The sequence below is a fragment of the Gilliamella apicola genome (assembly GCF_000599985.1).
GTDB classification, from domain to species: Bacteria; Pseudomonadota; Gammaproteobacteria; order Enterobacterales; family Orbaceae; genus Gilliamella; species Gilliamella apicola.
In genome coordinates this window covers 1,396,758-1,420,391 of the sequence record NZ_CP007445.1, presented here as the reverse complement: position 1 = coordinate 1,420,391, position 23,634 = coordinate 1,396,758, and the positions used below count along the sequence as shown (strand labels likewise).

General features: G+C 33.5%; 20 protein-coding genes and 1 tRNA gene. 9 read left to right on the top strand and 12 right to left on the bottom strand.

Going from position 1 to position 23,634, the window contains the following annotated elements; all coding sequences use genetic code 11:
* Window positions 1-235: 235 nt before the first annotated feature.
* The 3 genes from GAPWK_RS06610 to GAPWK_RS06600 form a co-directional block, all read right to left on the bottom strand.
* Window positions 236-1,147, bottom strand: coding sequence for a hypothetical protein (locus tag GAPWK_RS06610; RefSeq protein ID WP_038517300.1), 912 nt, complete (start codon window positions 1,145-1,147; stop codon window positions 236-238).
* Window positions 1,148-1,659: 512 nt separating this feature from the next.
* On the bottom strand, window positions 1,660-2,490 hold the full coding sequence (locus tag GAPWK_RS06605) for a MetQ/NlpA family ABC transporter substrate-binding protein (protein WP_051516247.1): 831 nt from the start codon (window positions 2,488-2,490) through the stop codon (window positions 1,660-1,662).
* 448 nt (window positions 2,491-2,938) lie between these two features.
* A complete protein-coding gene (locus GAPWK_RS06600) occupies window positions 2,939-3,511 on the bottom strand; it encodes a TetR/AcrR family transcriptional regulator (RefSeq protein WP_025315467.1) in 573 nt (190 codons plus the stop codon).
* A gap of 87 nt (window positions 3,512-3,598) precedes the next feature.
* On the opposite strand from GAPWK_RS06600, the gene GAPWK_RS06595 reads away from it, so the two are divergent.
* On the top strand, window positions 3,599-4,678 hold the full coding sequence (locus GAPWK_RS06595; RefSeq protein WP_025315466.1) for a saccharopine dehydrogenase family protein: 1,080 nt from the start codon (window positions 3,599-3,601) through the stop codon (window positions 4,676-4,678).
* A gap of 481 nt (window positions 4,679-5,159) precedes the next feature.
* On the opposite strand, the gene GAPWK_RS06590 is transcribed toward GAPWK_RS06595, so the two are convergent.
* Window positions 5,160-6,122 carry an aldo/keto reductase gene (locus GAPWK_RS06590; protein ID WP_025315465.1) on the bottom strand — a complete coding sequence of 321 codons (963 nt, stop codon included), beginning with the start codon at window positions 6,120-6,122 and terminating at the stop codon, window positions 5,160-5,162.
* A 161-nt stretch (window positions 6,123-6,283) separates the two neighbouring features.
* Here GAPWK_RS06590 and GAPWK_RS06585 point away from each other — a divergent pair, with 161 nt between their 5' ends.
* From GAPWK_RS06585 to GAPWK_RS06550, 8 genes are all read left to right on the top strand, one after another.
* Entirely contained in the window at window positions 6,284-7,165 is an 882-nt protein-coding gene (locus tag GAPWK_RS06585; RefSeq protein ID WP_025315464.1) for a LysR family transcriptional regulator, read from the top strand.
* 810 nt (window positions 7,166-7,975) lie between these two features.
* Window positions 7,976-8,049, top strand: a tRNA-Cys gene (locus GAPWK_RS06580).
* Between the two features lie 251 nt (window positions 8,050-8,300).
* Window positions 8,301-9,146: a MurR/RpiR family transcriptional regulator gene (locus GAPWK_RS06575; protein ID WP_025315463.1), complete on the top strand. Its 846-nt coding sequence runs from the start codon at window positions 8,301-8,303 to the stop codon at window positions 9,144-9,146.
* Window positions 9,147-9,450: 304 nt separating this feature from the next.
* Window positions 9,451-9,882, top strand: coding sequence for a PTS sugar transporter subunit IIA (locus GAPWK_RS06570; RefSeq protein ID WP_025315462.1), 432 nt, complete (start codon window positions 9,451-9,453; stop codon window positions 9,880-9,882).
* 10 nt (window positions 9,883-9,892) lie between these two features.
* Complete coding sequence (locus GAPWK_RS06565) at window positions 9,893-10,366, top strand: PTS system mannose/fructose/N-acetylgalactosamine-transporter subunit IIB (RefSeq protein ID WP_025315461.1); 474 nt, start codon at window positions 9,893-9,895, stop codon at window positions 10,364-10,366.
* A gap of 41 nt (window positions 10,367-10,407) precedes the next feature.
* Entirely contained in the window at window positions 10,408-11,214 is an 807-nt protein-coding gene (locus GAPWK_RS06560) for a PTS mannose/fructose/sorbose/N-acetylgalactosamine transporter subunit IIC (RefSeq protein WP_025315460.1), read from the top strand.
* A complete protein-coding gene (locus tag GAPWK_RS06555; RefSeq protein ID WP_025315459.1) occupies window positions 11,211-12,026 on the top strand; it encodes a PTS system mannose/fructose/sorbose family transporter subunit IID in 816 nt (271 codons plus the stop codon). Before GAPWK_RS06560 ends, GAPWK_RS06555 begins: the two co-directional genes overlap by 4 nt.
* 14 nt (window positions 12,027-12,040) lie before the next feature.
* Entirely contained in the window at window positions 12,041-13,105 is a 1,065-nt protein-coding gene (locus tag GAPWK_RS06550; protein ID WP_025315458.1) for a tyrosine-protein phosphatase, read from the top strand.
* Between the two features lie 83 nt (window positions 13,106-13,188).
* On the opposite strand, the gene ydiJ is transcribed toward GAPWK_RS06550, so the two are convergent.
* The 8 genes from ydiJ to uvrA all read right to left on the bottom strand — a co-directional run bounded on the left by ydiJ (window position 13,189) and on the right by uvrA (window position 23,579).
* On the bottom strand, window positions 13,189-16,254 hold the full coding sequence (gene ydiJ / locus GAPWK_RS06545) for a D-2-hydroxyglutarate dehydrogenase YdiJ (RefSeq protein ID WP_025315457.1): 3,066 nt from the start codon (window positions 16,252-16,254) through the stop codon (window positions 13,189-13,191).
* Window positions 16,255-16,373: 119 nt separating this feature from the next.
* Window positions 16,374-16,985, bottom strand: coding sequence for a YiiX/YebB-like N1pC/P60 family cysteine hydrolase (locus tag GAPWK_RS06540; RefSeq protein ID WP_025315456.1), 612 nt, complete (start codon window positions 16,983-16,985; stop codon window positions 16,374-16,376).
* Between the two features lie 91 nt (window positions 16,986-17,076).
* Window positions 17,077-17,493, bottom strand: coding sequence for a DUF4878 domain-containing protein (locus GAPWK_RS06535; RefSeq protein WP_158413584.1), 417 nt, complete (start codon window positions 17,491-17,493; stop codon window positions 17,077-17,079).
* A gap of 149 nt (window positions 17,494-17,642) precedes the next feature.
* A complete protein-coding gene (gene truC / locus GAPWK_RS06530; RefSeq protein ID WP_025315454.1) occupies window positions 17,643-18,350 on the bottom strand; it encodes a tRNA pseudouridine(65) synthase TruC in 708 nt (235 codons plus the stop codon).
* A gap of 10 nt (window positions 18,351-18,360) precedes the next feature.
* A complete protein-coding gene (locus tag GAPWK_RS06525) occupies window positions 18,361-19,179 on the bottom strand; it encodes a pyridoxal phosphatase (protein ID WP_025315453.1) in 819 nt (272 codons plus the stop codon).
* Between the two features lie 93 nt (window positions 19,180-19,272).
* Window positions 19,273-19,878, bottom strand: a complete 606-nt coding sequence (gene recR / locus GAPWK_RS06520; protein WP_025315452.1) for a recombination mediator RecR — start codon at window positions 19,876-19,878, stop codon at window positions 19,273-19,275.
* A gap of 208 nt (window positions 19,879-20,086) precedes the next feature.
* On the bottom strand, window positions 20,087-20,689 hold the full coding sequence (gene plsY / locus GAPWK_RS06515) for a glycerol-3-phosphate 1-O-acyltransferase PlsY (protein WP_025315451.1): 603 nt from the start codon (window positions 20,687-20,689) through the stop codon (window positions 20,087-20,089).
* 52 nt (window positions 20,690-20,741) lie between these two features.
* Window positions 20,742-23,579: an excinuclease ABC subunit UvrA gene (uvrA, locus tag GAPWK_RS06510; RefSeq protein WP_038517295.1), complete on the bottom strand. Its 2,838-nt coding sequence runs from the start codon at window positions 23,577-23,579 to the stop codon at window positions 20,742-20,744.
* Window positions 23,580-23,634: the final 55 nt, after the last annotated feature.

The following is a 23,634-nucleotide window of genomic DNA, read 5'->3' as shown; positions in this document are numbered from 1 at the left end:
TAATTTTATTCGAATTACGTATGATTGGTTGTTTTACTGAACCTTCACTTAAGGTATTAAATTGCAAAATAACTTGTAAAGTAAAAAATGAATAAACGATTTTATCGTTATATAAGATTAAATAGGACTAGAAATACGGGCATAAAATTAAACTGATTTTATGCCCACTTAGTAAGTTTTTATGAAGCGTTATTAGGCTTCAATAATCCCTTTGGTCTATTAGGTAAAGATTCACCTATTCGGTAACATAGAAATTTATTTGTCTTAAACCATCCATTACGTCTTCAATTTCTCTGGTCGCCCATTGGTAAGTATGATTTGGGTCTTGGCCAGAACATAGTGAATGTTTTTTCTTGAAAGTTTCGTGTGAAGTCAACTGGTTATAAGTATCACCTGATTCACTGCCCTTAGTGGTAAAAAATTTATTCCAGTCTTGAAGTTGTGATGCCAGAAACTCGCGTCCCTCTTGGCATTCAATTTTATCTAAATCAATGGTTGGTAATACATATTTCGTGATTTCAGAAAATTTTTTAGGAGTATAAGGAAGACTCACTTTTTCATCGATATCTTCTGAATTTATGGTATCAAGAAAATCACTTTCGCGATACATTTTACGCTTGTGTGCTTGATATTGGTTTTCACCTCGAACCGTTACAGAATCAGGTAGTTCTTCATCGACTGAATAATCCCAAGAATTGCCATTTTTTTCGATAAATACATCATTAATAATTTTTACTGGTAATTCCATCTCAGCGGGTTCGCCGTTTACGGAAACTTGAATAATTTTGAGATAAGGTTTAATCATTTCTTCATAAACTTTATCACTGTTGGTATAGAAGGTGGTTAACAAAATATAATTACTTTGTGTTGGATTAATAAATCCAGTATTGTTTGATATTGAAGGTTTAGCCATAAAAGTAAGCGAATCACCATTATATTTTAAAGTGTGTTTGCCATACTCAAAGGCATATTTAATGCCAGATTTTGCAGGAATGGTGAGTTCTTTATCATCGATAGTTACTTTTATTTCGTTTGCAGTAGGATTGTCAATCCAGCGATCAACAGAGCTATTGCTAAAAGTAGAGTCGAAACAGCCAACTAAAGTTAAACTACAAATTAGAGTTAAAGTAGGTTTAAGTTTTTTCATCACATTCATTTGTTAATCTTGTTAAAATAAGGTGTAAATAATAACATGATCACTTACAAAGTTATAATGTTACTTAATGGTTTTAGAATAAAGAGCAAATATTCATCATACTATTATCTGATTGTTGATTGATTGTCTTGAATTTTTTTATCGTTTTTTAGATAACAAATTTTTAATGTTTAGTGGGTAAAATAGTTAATTTAATTAGTTGTCGGGTTATCTATCCAACGATCAAGTGAACTACTTTCAAAGCAGCCCACTAAACTTAAACTACAAGTAAAAAGTAAAGTATATTTTATTTTTTTCATAGCATTAAATTTTCAAATTATCAATGAGTTATTTAAATTTTATCATTAATATATATCTATTTTAAATGACTACTTTTTAATTACTACAGATATAAATAACTCGATACAAGCATTATATAATAAATATAAAACTCATTGATTAATAAATAGATATTTTTCTATTAATAATAATGTTATCACTTCAAAAAATTTCAATACAGCAATCTACTGTTGAGGCCAAATAAATCGACCTTTAGCATCTGGATCTTCGTTAATAAATCTTTTTAAAGCATCCGACTGATAAAGCACTTTGACATCTTTAGCCCATGCGGTATTTAAATTCTCTTTTTTTACAACGACCATTAATTCCAAATTAGTGGATAACTGTTCTTGAAATAAAACATTATCAGCGGGTATCTTGCTTAACCATGCTACACCTCCCGGCATAATGGCATAATCCACTTCGCCTAAAGTTCTGGGTATGATTTCTGATAATAATAATCTGAATTTTAAGTCATACTTATTTTCAGCAATATCATTGATATTTGCCGTACCAGATTTTGTATCTGGTTTAAGGGTGATCCAATTTAATTTTTGCAACAATAACAGCGCTCTAGCGGTATTAGAGGGATCATTAGGAATAGCAATTGTTTGATTTGGTGCGATCTCATTAACGGACCGATGCGACTGTGAAAACAGAGCAGCCGAAATGGATGGAATATGCACTAATGAGACTAAATCGTTATTCGTTTCTTTATTATAAACATCTAAATAGGCTTGATGCTGAGCCGCATTCATGTCAATACTACCTTCAACTAATGCAGTATTCGAATCTCTTAAAGAACTAAAATTAACCAATTTTACTGTGTAACCTTTTTGTTCTAATTCAGGTTTTACCACTCGCTCCATCAAAATATTGTGCATACTCGGCGGTAAACCAACAACGATCTCTTTTTTGTCAGTTTTATTGGCTGCTTCACTATCTGTTTTTTGCTCACAACCAAATAAAAATAGGCCGCTCAATATTAAAATAGTTAAATTAAAAATCCTTCGCATCATTAATCCTTAAATTTGAGTATATTAAATATATCTATACAATATTTATTATTTTTACCAATAACATTATAGTGACTAAGGTAGCAATCGTTTAATACAAAAAAATTATATCATTATGCAAATTGGATATATGCAAATAAGATTAATTAAAAAGTATTTTAGTATCAATAAAATCGAAATAGTACATAATCAATTGATTACTAATTACAAAAAAGTAGAACAAAAATTTTCACTGTTCATAACAGAAGCTAAAATACATAAATTATTCAATATGTTTTCGATTTGTTAGTACTAGGTTTCAAATTGAATTTTATAATTTGCCTTCCTTAAACTTAATATTAAATTAGATTTTATCTCTTATTAATTTTATTAAAATTAAATTAGAATTAACCTTAAAGGCTGTATATTACGAACTATGTATTAAGGATAATTTATTAATATCTTGTCATTAAGGATTATTAATAATAAGATTAATGGTTGTCATTAAATCAATTTTAATTGTATCCAATTCAACATCCTTTTGATTTTTCCCCATAACTACCCATATGCCTTCAAGCAAACTTACAATAATCAATGCTCTTCGTTGTATAGTATTACTATTTAATGTTGGATTTTGTAGCTTAATTATATGGGAGATTTTTTCGATGTAGTGTTGATAAAACAGATCAATAGCATTACGAGCTTCTGGCGTTCTTTCAGATAATGCCCAAATTTCCCACATTAATTGACAGTTATAGACGTTATCAAGCTCAGAGCAAACAATATCAATCAGTATTTTTAATGTTTCATCACTATAAGTCATAGCCTGATCTAATTTATCTTCAACCAACAGCAAAATGTTTGTTACTATTGCACTATACAATGTGTCTAGCGTAGGAAAATAGTATTGTAAATTACTTAATCGAATACCTAGTTCATCAGCCAATGTGCGCATGCTAAAGTTTATCCCTCCTTGTTTCACAAGTAAATTCGCGGCTGTAGTAAGTATTTTGTTTTTCTTTTGACTAATTTTAGCTGTCATAATTTTTTCTCAAATAGGTCACTTGACCAAAATTATTAAATTTCATATATTATATATCGTTTTATAAATTTAAAAGAGGAACTCTTCATGAACAACCAACTAATGGTATTATTAATTGGTGGTTATGGCATTGTCGGTAAACAAGTTGCAGTACTGCTAAATCAATATTACCCTGAAATAAATCTTATCATTGGAGGACGAAATTTAACCGCCGCGACACAATTTGCTAACTCGTTATCAAATGCAACTGCAATTAACTTTGATATTCACTCACCACAGCTACCGTCAAATGTTCAACCACAAATAATAGTAACATTGGCCAACGATCCTGATAATAAAGTATTACATTTTGCAATAGAAAATCAAATTGCTTATCTTGATATCACTCGCTGGACAGATAAATTAAAAACCGCGATTACCCATACGCATTCGTCCAGTCAACTGCATGCCCCTATAGTTTTTTCATCTTCATGGATGGCCGGAATCATTGACAATATAATTATCCAATATGCAACTAAATTTAGTCATGTGGAAAATATAGATATCAATATTCTTTATTCAATGCAGGATAAAGCAGGAATTAACTCGGTTGAGTATATGGACAGAATGTTGATTCCTTTTGAAGTGATAATTGACGGACATACACAAAGTTTTATGCCTTTTTCGGATGGTAAACAAGTAACTTTTAAAAAAGACAAACATTTTTGGGTGTATCGATTTGATACTCCTGATCAGTTAATATTACCACTGTTTATTAAAGCTAAGTCAGTATCCACACGAATTGGTTTCAATAATAATATGATAAATAGGTTTTTCCATTTTTTAATCAGGAGTGGTATCTGGCATCTAATATCTGGTAAAAGTTTCAACTCATTTCGCCAAAAACTCCTTTATAGTCCAGGGAAAGGTGATGAACACAATATTTTAATTGAGATTAATGGGTTAGATTCACTTAACAATCCAATCAAATCTACCTTATCAATTACTTCGCCTAAAGGTCAGTCTCATCTTACTGCTATTGGCACATTTATACAAATCCATTCAATACTTAACATGAGATTAACCAATCAGGTTTATTTTGGCGAAACACTGCCTAATAAAGATTTTGTTATCAAAATACTTAAAACAGAAGGGATAAACATCGATTTTAATTATGGTAGTGTTTAATTAAGGATTGTGGCAATGAAATTATATTTAAATGGTTATTAATGATATTAGACAATTAACTATTTCGCAGTTTAACTTTGATCGATCAATATTAAAGCTTTATCTGCCAATTTAGTTATTTTATCTATTAATTAGTTAAATTCTTGCCACCCTCTTGTTCGATCGTTATGTAACGATAACACTTGCCTAAAATACTATTACATAAAAAACAATGAACTAAAAAATGATATAAAAATAATATTAATCTAAAATTAACATTATCAATAATTCTATTATTACCACTAGTTTTAAAGAAGAAGATGTGATTGTACAATTGCCTCTTTTATGATGCATTTTAAATTAATATCTTTGCTAGTTTTCGCTATTATAACGTTCAACCATTGAACCAATATTTTCCTATCTATTTCAAGTTTTTTGATAATTACCCTTAAAAGGTTATTAGGCCATTTTAAGGGTAATAATTTTAATCACTCAATTTGAGTTATAAAGCGCCCACAATACGATGTGGCATGTAAAGTTGCTCAAGATAAGTAACATCTTCTTGCGTTAATTTAACCTTCAATGCCCCTACTGCATCGTCGAGATATTGAGTTTTAGTTGCACCAATTATAGGTGAAGCAACCCCTTTAGCAAACTGCCATGCTAAAGCCACTTGTGTCATAGTTACATTATATTTTTCGGCAATTTCATGAACTCTTTTTACAATATTAATATCGGTATTTTGGGTTCTGTCGTATTTAGAGATAGCGACCTTATCGGTTTTACTGCGTAATGTATCAGCTTTCCACTCTAAACGAGACAATCTACCTGCCGCTAAAGGGCTATATGGCGTTAATGAAACATTAAATTGCTTGCAAACTGGAATGAGCTCACGTTCATCTTCCCGATACAATAAATTATAATGATTTTGCATCGATACAAATTGTGTCCAGTGATTTTGCTGGGCAGCTAATTGCATATTATGAAATTGATAACCATACATTGCTGACGCACCTAATGCACGGACTTTTCCTGCTTTAACCAAATTATGTAATGCTTCCATTGTTTCGTCTATCGGCGTGCTAGAGTCAAAACGGTGGATAATATATAAATCCACATAATCAGTGCCAAGGCGTTTAAGTGATCCGTTTATTTCTGTTTCGATCGCTTTTTTGGATAGATGGCCTTCATTAAAGTAAACTTTAGTTGCAATAACAACTTTATCGCGGGCAATGTTTCTTTTTATTGCTCGTCCTACATATTCTTCACTGGTACCCGCCGAATAAGTATTCGCGGTATCAATAAAATTAATGCCTAAATCAAGAGCGTGTTTGATAATCGCTTCACTTTGATCAGGATCAAGTGTCCATGCATGCATTTGACTGGCTGGATCGCCAAAACTCATACACCCTAAACAAAATCGCGACACTTCAATGTTCGACGTGCCAAGTTTAATGTAATCCATAACTTCCTCCTTTCTTGCTGCTAAATTGACTTAGGTAAACGATTGCTTCAAAAAAACCGATCACAGTGTTTTTATATACTGATTTTAAACAGTAATTTTATTGAGATAAACAGGGTATTGATTTATAGTATGATGAATAAAATTCATTAATCCAACTCGATATGTATAACTTTAATGAACTAAATTACTTTATAACGATAGCCCAAGCGGGCAGTTTTGTAAAAGCGGCCAAATCTTTACAAATTTCACCCTCGGCACTGAGCCATAGTATGCGTAATTTAGAGAGCCGTCTTGATTTACGATTATTTAATCGTACCACCCGCAGTATGTCATTAACCGAAGCTGGCGAACAGTTATTTAAACAAGTTGCCCCCTTATTCAAATCGATTAATGACGAAGTTAATGCCTTAGCAAACTTTCTTGAAACACCGTCGGGAACAATCAGAATTAATTCGACCAGTCTTGCGGTAGAAATGATTCTCTATCCTAAATTGCGCGATTTTTTAACTCAATATCCTCAAATAAAAGTTGAAATTCAAGCTGACAATAGCTGGGTCGATATTGTTGAACAAGGTTTTGATATGGGCTGCCGTATCGGTGACGATCTCGCTAAAGATATGGTTGCAGTAAAAATATCAGAGCCGTTAAAAATGGCATTGGTTGCCAGCCCAGATTATTTAAAAAATACCACAAAACCTAAGCATATTAATGATTTAGATCATCATAAATTAATAGGATTAAGGATCTCTTCTCATCATGGTGCAGAATTATCATGGGAATTTAGCGATAATGGTAACACCCTAGTTTATCATCCTTCATCACAATTAATTTTTAATAATCACCTCCGTAAACAGGCAGCATTAGACGGTTTAGGTATTACTTGGGTGGGTCGGTTAGAAGTAGAAGAAGAATTAGCAGAAGGAACATTAGTTGAATTATTAGAGGATTTTGCCATGACCTATGAACCATTTTATATCTATTACCCAAGCCGAAAAGGTCATTCAAATGTATTTAAATTGATTTTAGAAGCGTTGAAATACTAATTTATTCAAGTTGAACAAAGAATATACTGTTTTACTTAACTCTATTTTTTTCTGAACTCCAAACATAAACTGACACTTTTTGACAAATACCCTTTTATCGATTCCGAAAAGTTCATTTTATTAAATCCAGTAAACAGTAAATAAGGCTTAATTAATCATAAATAGATAAACGGAAGTTAAATAATAAATCTTTTAATATTAACTAATTAATATTAAACATGTAAAAATTATTCAGATGTCTATATCATTTTATTTTTATAGCATTCCGATAGACAGTAAATAAGGTTTAATTACTGTTAAAAAGATAAATGGATGTTGAATGATAAATTTGATTAATTAAATAATTAACCTTAAACCTGTAAAAAATTATTGATGAATGTGATGCATCTCTTATCGTTATAGTTAATAGACTATCACCCAATTTTCCTCGCCATATCAAGTAAAAGTTTATAAGAACAAGATGGGTTAAAAATTAGAGCTGACTAGAGCCAATTTTTTGATAATTAGCATGTTTAATAAGTGACCACTTCCCTCTCAATGGTACTAAGGATTGGTTGTTCGTTTACATCATTTAAATCAAATTTTAGATTTTACGATTTTTATTAATTATTTTGTACTCAATTTATATCAAGTAATTGTGGCCTAAAATCGATTTTCTACTGAAACACATGCATGACTTAAAACTTTTTTACAAGAAAAATGCATCATTTTAAATCAATTTATTATGACTGCTGTAATTATAGTCTATTAAGCCTTGACGATTAATAAAGCCAATGCTACTATTTGCCACCTGTTGAGACAGAGCACTACGGCGCGTTGGCAGAGTGGCCATGCTGCGGATTGCAAATCCGTCTACCTCGGTTCGACTCCGGGACGCGCCTCCATAAACTTCTCAAAATAACCCATCGTTAATATCCACTCCCTTTTAAGTTATCGTTTATTTTCTCTATTCAAAATAATTAACCAATTAAATTTTAGATAAGCATTAATCTATTTTATTATTTAAACTATCACTGTTTTAAATAATAGGTTCAATGTTGATTTGTGCCTTCTTTAGATGCAATTTAAAATATTTTTCAATTTTTGAACTTATTTACTATACTGATGTTTAAGTATTTAAATTTAGAGGTAAGTTATGATTAACTTGAAACTCAGAGAAGTGAAAAATGATCTATCGATAAAAGAATTAGAGGTTGCGCAGTACATTATAAGCCATTCTCAAGCGGTAAAAAATATGAGTATTCAAACATTAGCTAAGCTTAATTATGTTAGTACTAGTACAATTTTAAGATTATGCAATAAACTCGGTTATAGTGGATTTAGCGATTTTAAAGTTGATCTTATTTCATCATCACCACAAAAATTTAGTACCGATATCTTACAAGATGATATTAACCTTAATGATACCTTGGAAGATGTAAATAGAAAAGTTCAGGCTATGGAAAAATCCTCTATCGATGAGACTCATTCTATCGTCAACCTTAAAGCATTGGATAACGCTATTGATTTGATTATAACGAGTAATAAGATCGTTATTTTTGGGGTGGGCAGTAGCGGTTTAGTTGGAAAAGAGTTGGAGTATCAACTCATTAAAATTAAAAAAGATGTTAACTGCCATTTTGATGCTCACATCAGTCGAAGTATTGTTAGCACACTCGGTAAAAATGATTTAATCATTATTATTTCACATTCAGGTGAAACGCCAGAATGTGTAGAGTTATTAAAACTTGCCGAAAGTTTAAAAGTTCCCTCTATTGCAATCACAAAAATGGGGCAAAGTCAGATATCTCTATTAGCAAACATTGTGTTACATACTACCTCGATGGAGCATGCTTCACGACTGATTCCAATTCGTTCTAAAATTTCACAAATATCGGTTATGAATATGTTACTGACAAATTTATTTATCAGAAAATATGATAAACATTTGCTTGAGCAAACTCAAAATCGTGAAAAACGTAAATACCCTCATCATAAATAATGACTCAAAGAATATTTTCATAATTTTTCTTAAAGATACATTATTGATTTTTACTCATTAGTCTTTAATGTTGTCGCATTTTTCTTGTCACTAAATTGTTTAAACCTCTCACATTATTAATACAATATCATGTTATTTAATGACTTTTTAAATTAAACATGATCCAGTTCACAAATTCCTAAAAATCTAAAAAAAAAAGATGACTTAATTTTCACTTAGATGTAATTTTATTACTAAATAATTTTTAATTTAAAGTAACATTATTACATTTAGTGATAATCTAGTTTGATAAAGGAAATTGAATATGGAACAACAATTACCCATTATTTTAGCCAGTCATGGGCCTTTTGCTCAAGGTGCGCTTGAGTGTGCGCAGATGCTTATGGGACAACAACAAGATATCAAAGTAATATCGGTTTTAGTGGATAGCAATATCGATAATCTACGCCAGCAGATGTCTGAAAGTTATCAGAGTCTGAATAAAGGTGACGGTGTCATTATTCTCGTTGATATTATGGGTGGTACACCGTGTAATCTTGCCGGTGAATTATTAATACAACATAGTGATGTATTGCTATTTAGTGGGTTTAATATTCCTGTATTGCTTGAAGTTTTAAATAATCGAGAAGGATCACTTAACGACGTTAAAGCTGCCATTGAAGAAGTTTTTCCGCAAAGCTGTGTTGACGTTGCACAAGTACTAAATTCTCAACGTGAACAATCTACTGATTTGTAAGGAGAACAATATGCCAATTAATGTAGCTAGAATTGACGATCGTCTTATTCATGGACAAGTTATCACCACTTGGGTAAAAAATTATAATATTGAACAAGTCCTAGTAATTAACGATAAAGTTGCCAACGATAAAGTTCAACAATCGGTATTAACCATGTCTGCCCCACCTGAATTAAAAGTTTTAGTATTTGGCGTTCAACAATTTATTGAAATTCTCAAAAAAACACCTATCAAAAAACGCACTATGTTGTTATTTACCAACAGTATTGATGTCGATGCTCTTGTAACAGGAGGATTAGAGCTAGAAAAACTCAACGTTGGAGGAATGCGTATGCAGGAAGGACGTCATCAATTATCACGGGCTGTTTCTGTCACGCCTGAAGAAGAACAAGCATTCAAAAATCTGATTGAAAAAAATGTGGTTGTTGAGGTTCAAATGGTTCCCAAAGATCCTGTTGTTTTACTCAAAACACTAATTAATTAGTCTTAATTAACTATTTATTAATTATATTTGGAGGTTAACCTATGTTAACACAGGCTATTCTTGTCGCCATTTGGGCGGGAATCTGTTCATTAGATGATGTTGGTCCACAAATGTTACGTAGACCATTATTAACAGGAACTATAGCTGGCATTATTATGGGCGATCTAGTTCAAGGACTTGCAATAAGTGCCACACTTGAGCTTATGTGGATGGGCATTGGTAATGTGGGAGCTTATTCCGCACCGGATATTGTTGCGGGTTCAATAATTGGCGTATCGTTAGGCATTGCCACTGAAGGAGGAATTGCTGCTGGTGTCGCATTAGCCCTTCCTGTTTCAATACTTTGCCAACAACTATTAATAATTTGGCGATCTTTTGCCTGTTTCTTAAATCCATTGGCTGAAAAAAGTATTCAAAATGGGAGTTATAAAGGATTAGTCAAAGTTCATTACTTTTCTACACCTGTTTGGTTTCTGATTCGTGCTGTACCTTGTTTCTTAGCAATCTATTTTGGTAGTGATCTTATCAAAACTATCTTAGATGCTATTCCAAAAGATATTATTACAGGAATGGGAGTTGCATCAAAATTAATACCTGCTGTGGGTATCTGTATTTTATTACTCATGCTTTTAAAAGGTACCATGTGGTTTTTCTTTTTACTCGGTTTTGTATTAACCAGTTATCTTAAATTACCGATTATCCCAATTACCTTCATTGCACTGGCATTTGCGGTTTTATATGACATGGCGTTTATGGCTGGTAAAAAGAATGAAAATTCAAATGGTAATACAGAGGACAAATCTACAGTGAATAATAATAGTGCAGTTGAAGAGGAGTATGATCTATGAATAACGAAAAGAAAATTACCAAAAAAGATCTAAATAGTGTCTTTTGGCGTATACAAACCATACCTTTTTCTTTTAATTATGAAAAATTACAAACCATCGGTTTTGCGCATTGCATGATCCCTATTTTAGATCGACTTTATAAAGATGCGGATAAAGAAACACGCATCCGTGCGATGAAACGTCACTTTGAGTTTTTTAACACCCAAGTTAACGCTGGTGCATTAGTATTAGGTGTAACTGCTGCAATGGAGGAAAAAACCACAGAAGAAGAAAAAGATGCAGTAATTTCTTTAAAAGCTGGATTAATGGGACCTTTTGCTGGATTAGGCGATAGCTTATTAAAATTCACTTGGATGCCAATTTGCGGGAGTATCGGTGCTGCTTTTGCTTTACAAGGTAATGTGATTGGACCGATATTGATGTTCTTTATTTATAACTTAGTCAATATTTTCACCAAATATTTCTTTGTTCATTATGGCTATAATAAAGGAGTTGATCTAATTGAACAATCTAAAAATTCAAATATTATTCAAAGAATTAGTAATTTAGCCAATGTTGTGGGTGTTATGGTGCTCGGTTCCTTAATTGCCACGACTGTAAAAGTTTCAACGCCCCTATTAATAGAAGTTGGTGAACAATCAATCAAAGTGCAAGATATGTTCGATAAAGTCATGCCAAATTTATTAACTATCCTTTTTGCTTTGGGGGTGTTTTATTTAGTCAAAAAATTCCAAGGGAAATATACCGTTTCATTAATTATAGCGGTAATGGTAATTGGAGTCATTTTTTCGATGTTGGGTATATTACATTAATTAGGTAAAAAACAATGGAAAAACAAAATAAAGAAGTTGTAACAGCGGTACGTAATAATCAAGGACAAATTGTCATAACATTTGATCCATTCGATCAACAATCTGTTGATCTTTATTGGACTCAAGAGGCTAATGCCCATACCCAAAATAAAACATTGATCGGCAAAGATGTACAAAGTCCGGTGATTTTTGATGATCCGTTACAAGCGAAAAAACGTATTTATTTCATTTTACACAAGGAAGGAAAACCACCATTAATATTTGGTGAAAGAACACTTCCAATACCAGGTTTGAATAATTTCCGTGATTTTGGTGGTTATGTTGGTGCTAACGGTAAACGTGTCAAATGGGGACAATTATACCGTTCCAATCACCTACATGGTTTAAAACCAGACGCACAACAATACATTACTTCATTGAATATTAAAACAATTATTGATTATCGTAGTGCTAACGAAATTAAAACCAATCCTAATTCATCAATTGGGGAAAATCAGACTTTTCATTTAGATGCATCAGCTCAAACCGCTGAACTTGCAGCTCAATTTGCAGCAGATCCAAGTAATGAAGATCAAGCATTAATTGAAAGTGTATTAAGAGATATTCCTCGGGAATTAGTTAATGGCGAAGGAATACAAGTCCTTGAACAATATCGTAACTTTGTTTTGAGTGAAAAATCTAAGAATGCTTATCGGCAAATGTTAAAAGTCGTTTTAGATGGCAATAATAGCCCAAGTCTTCAACATTGTCGTGGTGGTAAAGATAGAACGGGATATGGTGTATTATTGATCCAAATTATGTTAGGTGTATCTGAATCCGATATTATTTATGATTATATGCTGACTCATGAAAATCGTTTAGAGCGAAATAAAATCAAAATGGCAGCCTATCGTAAGATTACCGATGATGAAGATGTACTCGGTTATTTATTGAGTTTGATCGATACCCGAGTCAGTTTTATGATTGAAATTCTAGATACTATGAAAAAAGTTGCTGGCTCACCAGCGAATTATATTAAGCAAGAGTTAGGTTTTACCGATCAAGACTTTAAAACCATGCAAAATCTTTATTTAGAATAACAATTTACAGTGATCATTCTTTCAAAAGCGCAAATAAATTTGCGCTTTTTTTTAAATTAATCTAATTTTGTTTCAGTTGATTATTAACAATTCACTTGAATCATTCCTAGTAATGCTTGGATCGGATGTTTCATAATAAATTTATCAAATCGTTTAACCTGACTACGACAAGAATACCCAGTTGTCAAACAACGTTCTTTTGGATAGTTGGTCAATGCTTTTTGCCAAGATAACTCATACAACTGTTTTGATGTAGCAAGATTATTAACCTCATGTCCATAAGTACCCGCCATACCACAACACCCTACTCGAATTGGTTGTAAGTCAGTGCCAAACTGTTTAAAAATCTGTTGCCACTGCTGATTACTAGCAGGTAATTGCGTCGTTTCGCTACAATGCCCAAGCAAGTACCATTTTTCTCTATCTATTGTTTTTAATTGCGTGCTGTTTGGTAGATGGTCAGCTATATTAGTTAACCATTCATGTGAAAGTAATACTTTAAAATCACTGACTTTATCTTGAAGTATAAGTTTATATTCATCTCGATAGCAAAGTACCAATGCGGGATCAACTCCTACCATGGGTATACCCAATTGAGCAATTTGTGATAATACTTGTGAAGCTGTATGTGCTGTTTTGGCAAATTGCTTTAAAAAACCTTTTATATGTTGAGCTTTACCGTTTGGTACAAATGGTAAGACCACAGGTTTATATCCTAACGTTTCAATTAGGCAGACAAAATCATAGACTACTTTGGCATCATAATAACTCGTAAAAGGATCTTGAACGACTAAAACATATTGCGAACGTTCTTGTTCTGAAAATTTTTGTAATTGTTCAAGTTTGATATTCGCACTATTATGACCGACTAACTGTTTTTTTAATGTTGGCACGGACAACATAGGTAAACTAGCCATACCCACGGTTTTATTAGTAATATATTCTGTGACGGGCATCTTCATAAAAAAATTAAAAAAGCGTGGCGCTTTTGCCATTAAAGGTAGGTATGACTCTATATTTCCCACCAAGTAATCACGCACTGGCCTTAAATAACGGGTGTGATATAGCTGCAAAAAACGGGCTTTGAAATCTGGCACATCGATCTTAATTGGACATTGTGTTGAACACGCTTTACATGACAAGCAATGATTCATCGAATCTTTTACATCATGTGAAAAGTCATATTCTCCAAATTTTGCTTTGACGGTGTTAGCTATTTTTTTAGCAAAGGCAACTAAAGTACTGTGTTTTGTTGGTAATAGCGAATTAAGTTCTTGCTCCGTCACACCTGATTCAATCATTAAACGTAGCCATTCGCGCACTAAGGTTGCTCGACCTTTTGGCGAATAAACTCGATTACCTGATAACTTCATCGATGGGCACATGGGACTATTCACATCAAAATTGAAACAGAGGCCATTACCATTACATTCAGTTGCTCCGTGAAAAACTTCTTTAATACTCAATGGAATTTGGCGATCATAAAAGCCCCGTGTAGTAGAATTAACTGATAACATACCATCATCAACACCTAAAGGTGGACAAATTTTTCCTGGATTTAAACGATTATGAGGGTCAAAAGCAGTTTTGATTGTCCTTAACCCCTGATATAACTCTTCACCAAAAAAAGCAGGACTATATTCACTACGAAAACCTTTACCATGTTCACCCCATAGCAGTCCGCCATATTTAGCGGTTAAACCGACAACTTGATCAGAAATAGTTTTCATCAGTTTTTCTTGTTCAGGATCGCACATATCCAAAGCTGGGCGAACATGCAATACTCCTGAATCAACATGACCAAACATACCATAAGTTAAATGATAACTATCAAGCAAAGCACGAAATTCAGTTATATAATCCGCTAAATGCTCAGGAGGCACACAAGTATCTTCAACAAAAGGAATCGGTTTACGCGTTCCTTTAGCATTACCAAGTAATCCAACCGCTTTTTTTCGCATAGCATAGATCTTTTCAATTTCATCTAAATTTTCACACGTTTGATAGCCTATGATACCTAAGCAATGATTCATCATGAGTTTATCGATTTGCTTACTTAAGTTATCGAGTTTACCTTTAGTCAATTCATAATCGTTACCTGCAAACTCAACAATATTGATACCTTGCATATCATGCCCACTAACATTGGTAATTAACTCTTTAATTGATTGCCAAATAATATCTTCTTTAGCCAATCCTAAAACCTTTGAATCGACAGTTTCAACAGACAATGCTTCAGCTTTTACTAAAAAAGGGGCGTTAGACAATGCGGATTGAAAAGAATCGTATTTAATATTCATTAAAAAACGATACTTTGGCTTGGGAATAATATTTAATTTAGCTTCGGTAATGAAGGCTAATGAACCTTCACTACCAGTAAGAATACGCGTTAAGTCAAATTCGGTTAAATTATCATTAAATACATTTTTTAAATCATAACCAGTTAAAAAGCGATTTAATTTTGGGAATTTATTTAGAATGAGTTGGCGGTGATTTTTACAATATTCATATGTAGTTCGGTAACTTATTGAATTGTTTGCTATATTTTCAACTTCTGCAATGCTTTTTTTGCTCGTTTCAAGGATCTCACCATTAATTAATACAGCTTTAACACTTAAAACATGATCGGATGTTTTTCCATAAACCATTGAGCCTTGTCCAGAGGCATCGGTATTTATCATACCACCAATCGTGGCTCGATTACTGGTAGATAATTCGGGTGCAAAAAAGTAATCGTACTGTTTTAAATATTCATTAAGTTGATCTTTAATCACTCCGGCTTCAACTTTGACCCAGCCCTCTTCAATATTGACAGCTAAAATTCGATTCATATAACGAGAAAGATCAACTACGATACCACGATTTAAAGATTGTCCATTTGTTCCTGTGCCACCACCACGTGGCGTAAACTTTAAAGTTTGAAACGTGTCTTGATTGGCTAAATGCGTTATCAATTGGATATCCTCAGTTGAACGAGGAAACAATATTGCTTGAGGCATTAACTGATAAATACTGTTATCAGTTGCCATCGTCAAACACGAAGCATAATCACTTGCTATATCACCCGTAAAGCCAGAATCTTTTAGTGTATTTAAATATGTTTTTGTAACCTCATCAAGTTGAGGCGAATTTGATAGTCGAGGTATCATAATGAATCTAGTAAGTAATAAATCTTTTTCTTAGTGTAATCCAAGTGTTAAGCACGGTCAAAGTTTATTCGATTAATATTCAATGAGTTGTGATCTTATTTTGTTTAATAAACAATGCATCAATTTAATGTTGGATAATGATAGATCCAAGTAATATCAGGATGATTGGCAAAAGCACTCGGGAATAGATAGTCACCAGTAAAGAAAGGGAAATGGGTACGCTGCCATTGAACTGTAAAGTCTGGCTGGTACTTTATAATCGCGTCATAAAGCAATGTAGTACAATATAAATGAGGTTCCTCACGAGAAGCTAAAACAAAAGCTTGTCCTTGTTTAGTTAAAAGCTCATTAACGATTTGCTGGTTTTGAATTTCAGATAAAAAATTGGGTCTTGCTATCGCATATTTTTCAGCGAGTTCTGGTGTGATGAATTCATCAAAACTTGAAATAATGACTTGATTAGGGTAATTGTCATCATCGCTAGTAGTGGCATGAATAATTTTGATATCTGGGTTGATTGATAACACCATCCCAATATGGGAAAATTCACCTCCACTAAATTGATGAGCAATTAGGCTATCTACTTGTACTCCTTTTCTAAAAATCCAATCTCCGACTTTGATGCTATAAGATAAATTATCGTGTTGATGCGTAAATTGCTCCCTTTCATCAGCCCAAACTAAATTGACTAACAGAACAAAAATAATAGGAATAAAACGATAAGCTTTCATTAAAGTAATTTCCAAAATATAAAAGGGCAAAACTATTTTGCCCTTTTATTATCAATTATATCAATCAATATTATTCAAATATACTATCTATTTAAATTTTAAATGCTATTAGCCATTTACCATTAACTTTAACAAGAGTTGTTGCACCTCGTCCTTCATCTTTAGTACCATCTTTGAAATAAGTAGTAGCTTGAACTTTTGCTTCTGTTTTTTCTTCATTGGTATAGTTAACAAGAGTACATTCAATTTTATCAACCCCACCATGCCCTTTGCCATAATCTACGGCTTGATCTATAGCCATTTTCATTTTGCTTTTTACCATACCTTCCACTGATATCATATCAGAAGCACCCTTCTCTTCAGGAAAATAAAGCAAACCAGTAACTTTATCAATATCACCTTTATACATAGCAGAAATAAATTCTTTGGCGGCGGCTTCTGGACTTTCTTCTTGCGAAGAGCATGCTGTTATCATAAGTGCTAATAAAAAAACACTAAAAAATTTCATTAATAATTTCATTTTTATTTCCAATCGTGTTGTTATAAATTCATGTAATAGCTTACTCTCCCTTCAATAGAGATATCAAAAAGAAAGCGTTAGAATAATACTATGTATAAAAATATTTGCAAGCTAACTTTTATACAAATTCGATTTTATTAAATAAATTTCAAGAGGATATCTTGCCATTGCTGATCTAAATTAGCTTCTATGATAATTGGATCATGATTAATTGGATGAGTGATTTGTAACTTGCTCGCATGCAACATCAGTCGCTTTATAGAGAAGAACTCGGCAAATGCACGATTTTGATGTAAATCGCCATGTTTACTGTCGCCTAAGATAGGATGGAAAATGTGTTTCATATGTCGACGTAACTGATGTTTACGGCCAGTTTTAGGTTTTAATTCAACAAAGCTATATCGGGCGGTATCAAATTTGCCCACTTTTATTGGGATTTCAATTTTACTAATCCCTCGATAAGTAGTTACTGCGTCTTGAGCAGGTTTATTATTGTCAGAAAATTTATCCGCGATTTTATCAAGCTCTTCAACTAATGGATAATCAATGGTGGCTTCACCTTCAACATAACCACGCACAATGGCATGATATGTTTTTTCAATCTGCTTTGTAGCAAACTGTTCAGACATTAAACGAGCAATTTCACTCGATAGTGCAAAGAGTAATACACCAGAAGTAGGTCTATCAAGCCTATGTACTGGAAACACATGTTGACCAATTTGATCACGCAACGTTTGCATCACCACCACAGTTTCATGTTTATCTAACCAACTGCGATGCACAAGCCAACCACTTGGCTTGTTTATAGCAATTAAGTCATTATCTTGATATAGGATTTCAAACACAGCGTATTAATTATAAAAACAGTTTTTCAAGTTCTGCTGCAATACTCGGACTATTATTGTCACCTATTGCATAATTGGCTTGAGCTTTGACTTCTTCATCGGCATTACCCATCGCAATCCCTAATCCAGCAATTGATAACATACTAATATCGTTATAGCTATCGCCAAAAGCAACGATTTCACTCAATTTGATGTTTTCAAGATCAGCCCAATGACTTAGACCATTACCTTTAGTATTACCTTTTATTGCAACATCAGCACGGTTAAACCAAGACCATTCACATGAAAAACAACCTAGTGCATCAACCGACTTAGAAAATTCTTTTAACAAAGGAATGTTGTCACTACTGGTTGCAAATTTGTATACGGCTTTAGCTTCTTCAATAATGTTTTCAAAGCTCTCTACTTTACCAATTTTTGGCTGTAAAAAATCTGGTAATGAATGAACCCATTTAAAAAATCCTTCAAGATGATCGTCAAGCACTTCATATGTCATCATTCTATCGGTATAAATTAAGGTATTAATACCAAATTGATGAACTAAATTAAGTAGAGTTCTAGCTTGATCTTTGGTCATTGGTTTGGCCGCTAATGATTGTTGCTTTTCGAAATCATATAGATAAGTTCCATTACAACAGATCGCGGGTGTTGATAATTGAAGTTGATAATAATAAGGATAAATAGCACTATGGTGGCGACCAGATACTAATATAACTTTAACTCCTTTCGAACTGATTTTTTTTATCATTTCGACGGTTTCAGGTAATAAAAGCCGATCAGTTGTTAATAATGTACCATCCATATCGAACGCAACAGCTTTATACTTCATATAATCCCTCTTCTATCTTTTATATCGAACCAGCTAAACACATTATTGATAATTATTTAAACAATGCAAAAAGTTATCTTATTAATTATCGGGTTAAAATTCAATTTTTTGGCGACCAACAAATGAGTGTGATAAAGTTGTACCATCAACCATTTCAAGCTCACCGCCAACAGGTACGCCATGAGCAATTCTTGTTGCCACAACGTTAAATTCACCACACATTTGCGCGATATAATTAGCTGTAGCATCACCTTCAACAGTCGGGTTAGTAGCCAAAATCACTTCGTTAATCGCTTCTGACGCTAATTTTTTTTTCAATAAATCTAGCCCTATATCACTAGGACCAATGCCATCTAATGGTGATAGGTGCCCTAACAAAACAAAGTAACGTCCACTATACTGACCTGTTTGCTCAATAGCAACAATATCTGCAGGTGTTTCAACCACACAAAGTTGTCCACTGCTTTGACGTCGAACATTGGTACAAATCGTACAGGTTTCTTGTTCAGTAAAGGTTCGACATTCATTACAATGACCAATATTAATCATCGCTTCATGAAGTTCATGAGCTAATTTAATACCACCTTGACGATTGCGTTGTAATAAATGAAAGGCCATTCTTTGTGCGGATTTGGGTCCAACCCCAGGTAAACAGCGTAGTGCTTCCATAAGGGAGTCTAATAATGGGCTAATTTGCATGAATCTATTTTGTTACCATCTATTTTATTTAATATTAATGATACCTTGTTTCAATAATCTATAAAACAAGAAATACGTTATTATTTCAATTTAATTATGATTTTTTATAAAAAACCATTGAGATAAAATTATAAAAATTAAGTTGACCGTTAATCGCAAAATAACAAAAATAAAAAAACGTTACTAATGCTTATTAGAAATGATTTAACTATTTATTTTTTCTTTTGAAATGCAAACTTTTCGGTTCCTGCCCTCTAAAAAGTCGTATAACATTGCTACTATGACGAATTAAAATAACACAAGAGAGCATTGTAACAGGCAAAGTCAATTCTGGTTTAAACAGCCAAACAAACAATGGCGTAAAAAGAAAAGCAACAATTGATGCAACCGATGAATACCCCGTTACTAACACTGTCAATAACCATGTTAAAATAAAGCAGCCTGTGAAATCCAAACCTATTGGTATCATCATGCCCAATGCTGTTGCGACCCCCTTACCACCATGAAAATCAAAAAAACAAGGGAAAATATGCCCAAGGCATGCTGCAATTCCAACAATGCCAAGGAAAAAAGGTGAAATACCCATTTGATAAGCGATATAAACAGGTATTGCGCCTTTTAACATATCAAACACTAGCACCATAATAGCTGGAAGCTTACCATTAATTCGTAACATATTAGTTGCCCCAGGATTATGTGAACCATACTTCGATGGATTGGGCAAATGCATTATTCGACTGATAATTAGAGCGCCTGAAAGTGAACCAGTGAAATAGGCAATGATGATCATCAATAAAACTAGTAATGTCAAAATGTCCTCCTATAGTTCACTTATTTTATAATAATATTAAAGTTGATTTATATTATAGTTTCTCAAGTAACGGTTTTAAATATTGTCCAGTATAAGATTGTTTTGATTTTGCAACCTCTTCAGGTGTACCTTCTGCAATGATCTCACCACCACCATTTCCACCTTCAGGACCTAAATCGACAATCCAATCTGCTGTTTTAACCACATCCAAATTATGTTCAATCACAACGATAGTATTGCCTTTATCTCGTAGCGAGTGAAGTTGTGCAAGCAATTGTTTTACATCAGCAAAATGTAAGCCTGTGGTCGGTTCATCTAAAATATACAAAGTGCTACCAGTATCGCGCTTAGATAGCTCTTTGGCAAGTTTTACTCGCTGAGCTTCACCACCCGATAATGTTGTGGCAGATTGACCAATTGTAATATAAGCCAATCCTACATCAATCAACGTCTGCAATTTGCGGGCAATCATTGGTACAGCATCGAAGAATTCTCGACCTTCTTCAACTGTCATATTTAAAATTTCATTAATTGATTTGCCTTTATATTTAATTTCAAGCGTTTCACGATTATAGCGTGCACCATGACACTGATCACAAGGAACATAAATATCTGGTAAAAAATGCATTTCAACTTTTATTAAACCATCACCTTGGCAAGCTTCACAGCGCCCTCCTTTAACATTAAAGCTAAAGCGTCCTGGGTTGTAACCTCGAGCTCGGGCTTCGGGTACACCAGCATAAAGCTCACGAATAGAAGTAAAGAATCCCGTATAAGTGGCTGGATTTGAGCGAGGTGTACGCCCAATAGGACTTTGATCAATCGCAATAACTTTATCAAAATAATTCAACCCTTCAATAGCTTTATAAGGTGCTATGTCACTTTTTTCTGCGCCATTGAGTTCATTCTGTGCTAATGGATATAAAGTATCATTAATTAATGTTGATTTACCCGACCCTGATACTCCAGTAATACAGGTGAATAATCCAACGGGAATATTTAATGTCACATCTTTAAGATTATTACCCGTTGCACCAATAAGAGATAATATTTTTGTCTTATCGACTTTTGTACGATTAGCAGGAATTTCAATTTTTTGTTTTCCTGACAAATACTGCCCCGTCAACGATGATTTACACGCCATAATCTGTTTAGGGGTACCTTGTGCAACTACTTCACCACCATGTACACCAGCCCCAGGCCCAATATCGATAACATAATCTGCCGCTAAAATGGCCTCTTCATCGTGTTCAACTACAATAACTGTATTACCTAAATCACGTAAATGCGTTAATGTATCAATAAGTCGGGTATTATCTCGTTGATGTAAACCGATAGAAGGTTCATCAAGCACATACATCACCCCAACTAAACCCGCTCCAATTTGACTAGCTAATCGTATACGTTGCGCTTCACCACCTGATAATGTTTCAGCTGAACGTGAAAGTGTTAAATAATTGAGTCCAACATTAATTAAAAACTGTAAACGGTCGTTAATCTCTTTTAAGATTTTTTCAGCTATTTGTGCACGCTGTCCTGTTAATGATAACTTATCAAAAAAGTCTTTTGCCTGTTGAGTGCTTAAATCACTAATAGTTGGCAAATTGGTGTCATTAATAAATACATGTCTTGCCGTTGTACATAATCTCGATCCATGACAACAAGGACAAGGACGATTACTGATATATTTAGCTAACTCTTCACGAATGGTCTGTGATTCAGTTTCTTTGTAACGTCGTGCTAGATTATTAATAATTCCTTCAAATGGGTGAACGCGTTTGACAACATCGCCACGGTCATTTGAATAAGTAAATTGGATTTCAGTTTTACCTGATCCATTCAATAGAATATCTTTCACTTTTTCAGGTAATTTTTCGTATGGTTGATCGATATCGAATTTATAGTGATCAGCCAGCGATGTTAACATCTGAAAATAGTAAAAATTACGGCGATCCCAGCCTTTAATCGCACCTGCGGCTAACGAAACTTCAGGCATTTGAACGATGCGTTTGGCATCAAAATATTGTTGCACACCAAGACCATCACATTCTGGACAAGCTCCAGCTGGATTATTAAATGAAAATAATCGTGGCTCTAGTTCTGAAATACTGTAACCACAAATTGGACAAGCAAAATTAGCCGAAAAAAGATGCTCTTCAGCTTGTGGATCATCCAAATTAGCAACTTTAACAATCCCGTTGGTAATAGAAAGTACGGTTTCAATTGATTCAGCAAGGCGCAGTTTTAAATCATCACGAATACGAAAACGGTCAACAACAACTTCAATAGTATGCTTTTTTTGCAGTTCTAATGTCGGCGGATCAGACAGGTCATAGACATCACCATCGACCCTAACTCGAATATAACCACTCGCTGATAATTGCTCAAACAACTTAACAAATTCACCTTTACGTTCCGTCACGACAGGTGCAAGTAGCATATAACGGTTTTCGACAGGTAATTCCATGATGCTATCAACCATTTGTGATACTGTTTGAGCCGCTAAAGGTAAATCATGTTTCGGACAGCGTGGCTCGCCAATTCGAGCGAAAAGCAGACGTAAATAATCATAAATTTCAGTAATCGTTCCAACTGTTGAACGTGGATTGTGTGAAGTTGATTTTTGCTCGATCGAAATCGCTGGCGATAAACCTTCAATATGATCAACATCGGGTTTTTCCATCAATGATAAAAATTGACGTGCATACGCCGATAATGACTCAACATAACGTCGTTGCCCTTCAGCATAGAGAGTATCAAATGCTAACGAAGATTTACCTGATCCAGAAAGTCCAGTTATTACAACTAGTTTATCTCTTGGAATAATGACATTAATATTTTTTAGATTGTGCGTTCGCGCACCACGAATATCGATATCTTTGATTGACATAGATCTCTTCTTGTGTGTTTTAAACGAAATAAATTGGAAATAAACTGTATATTAT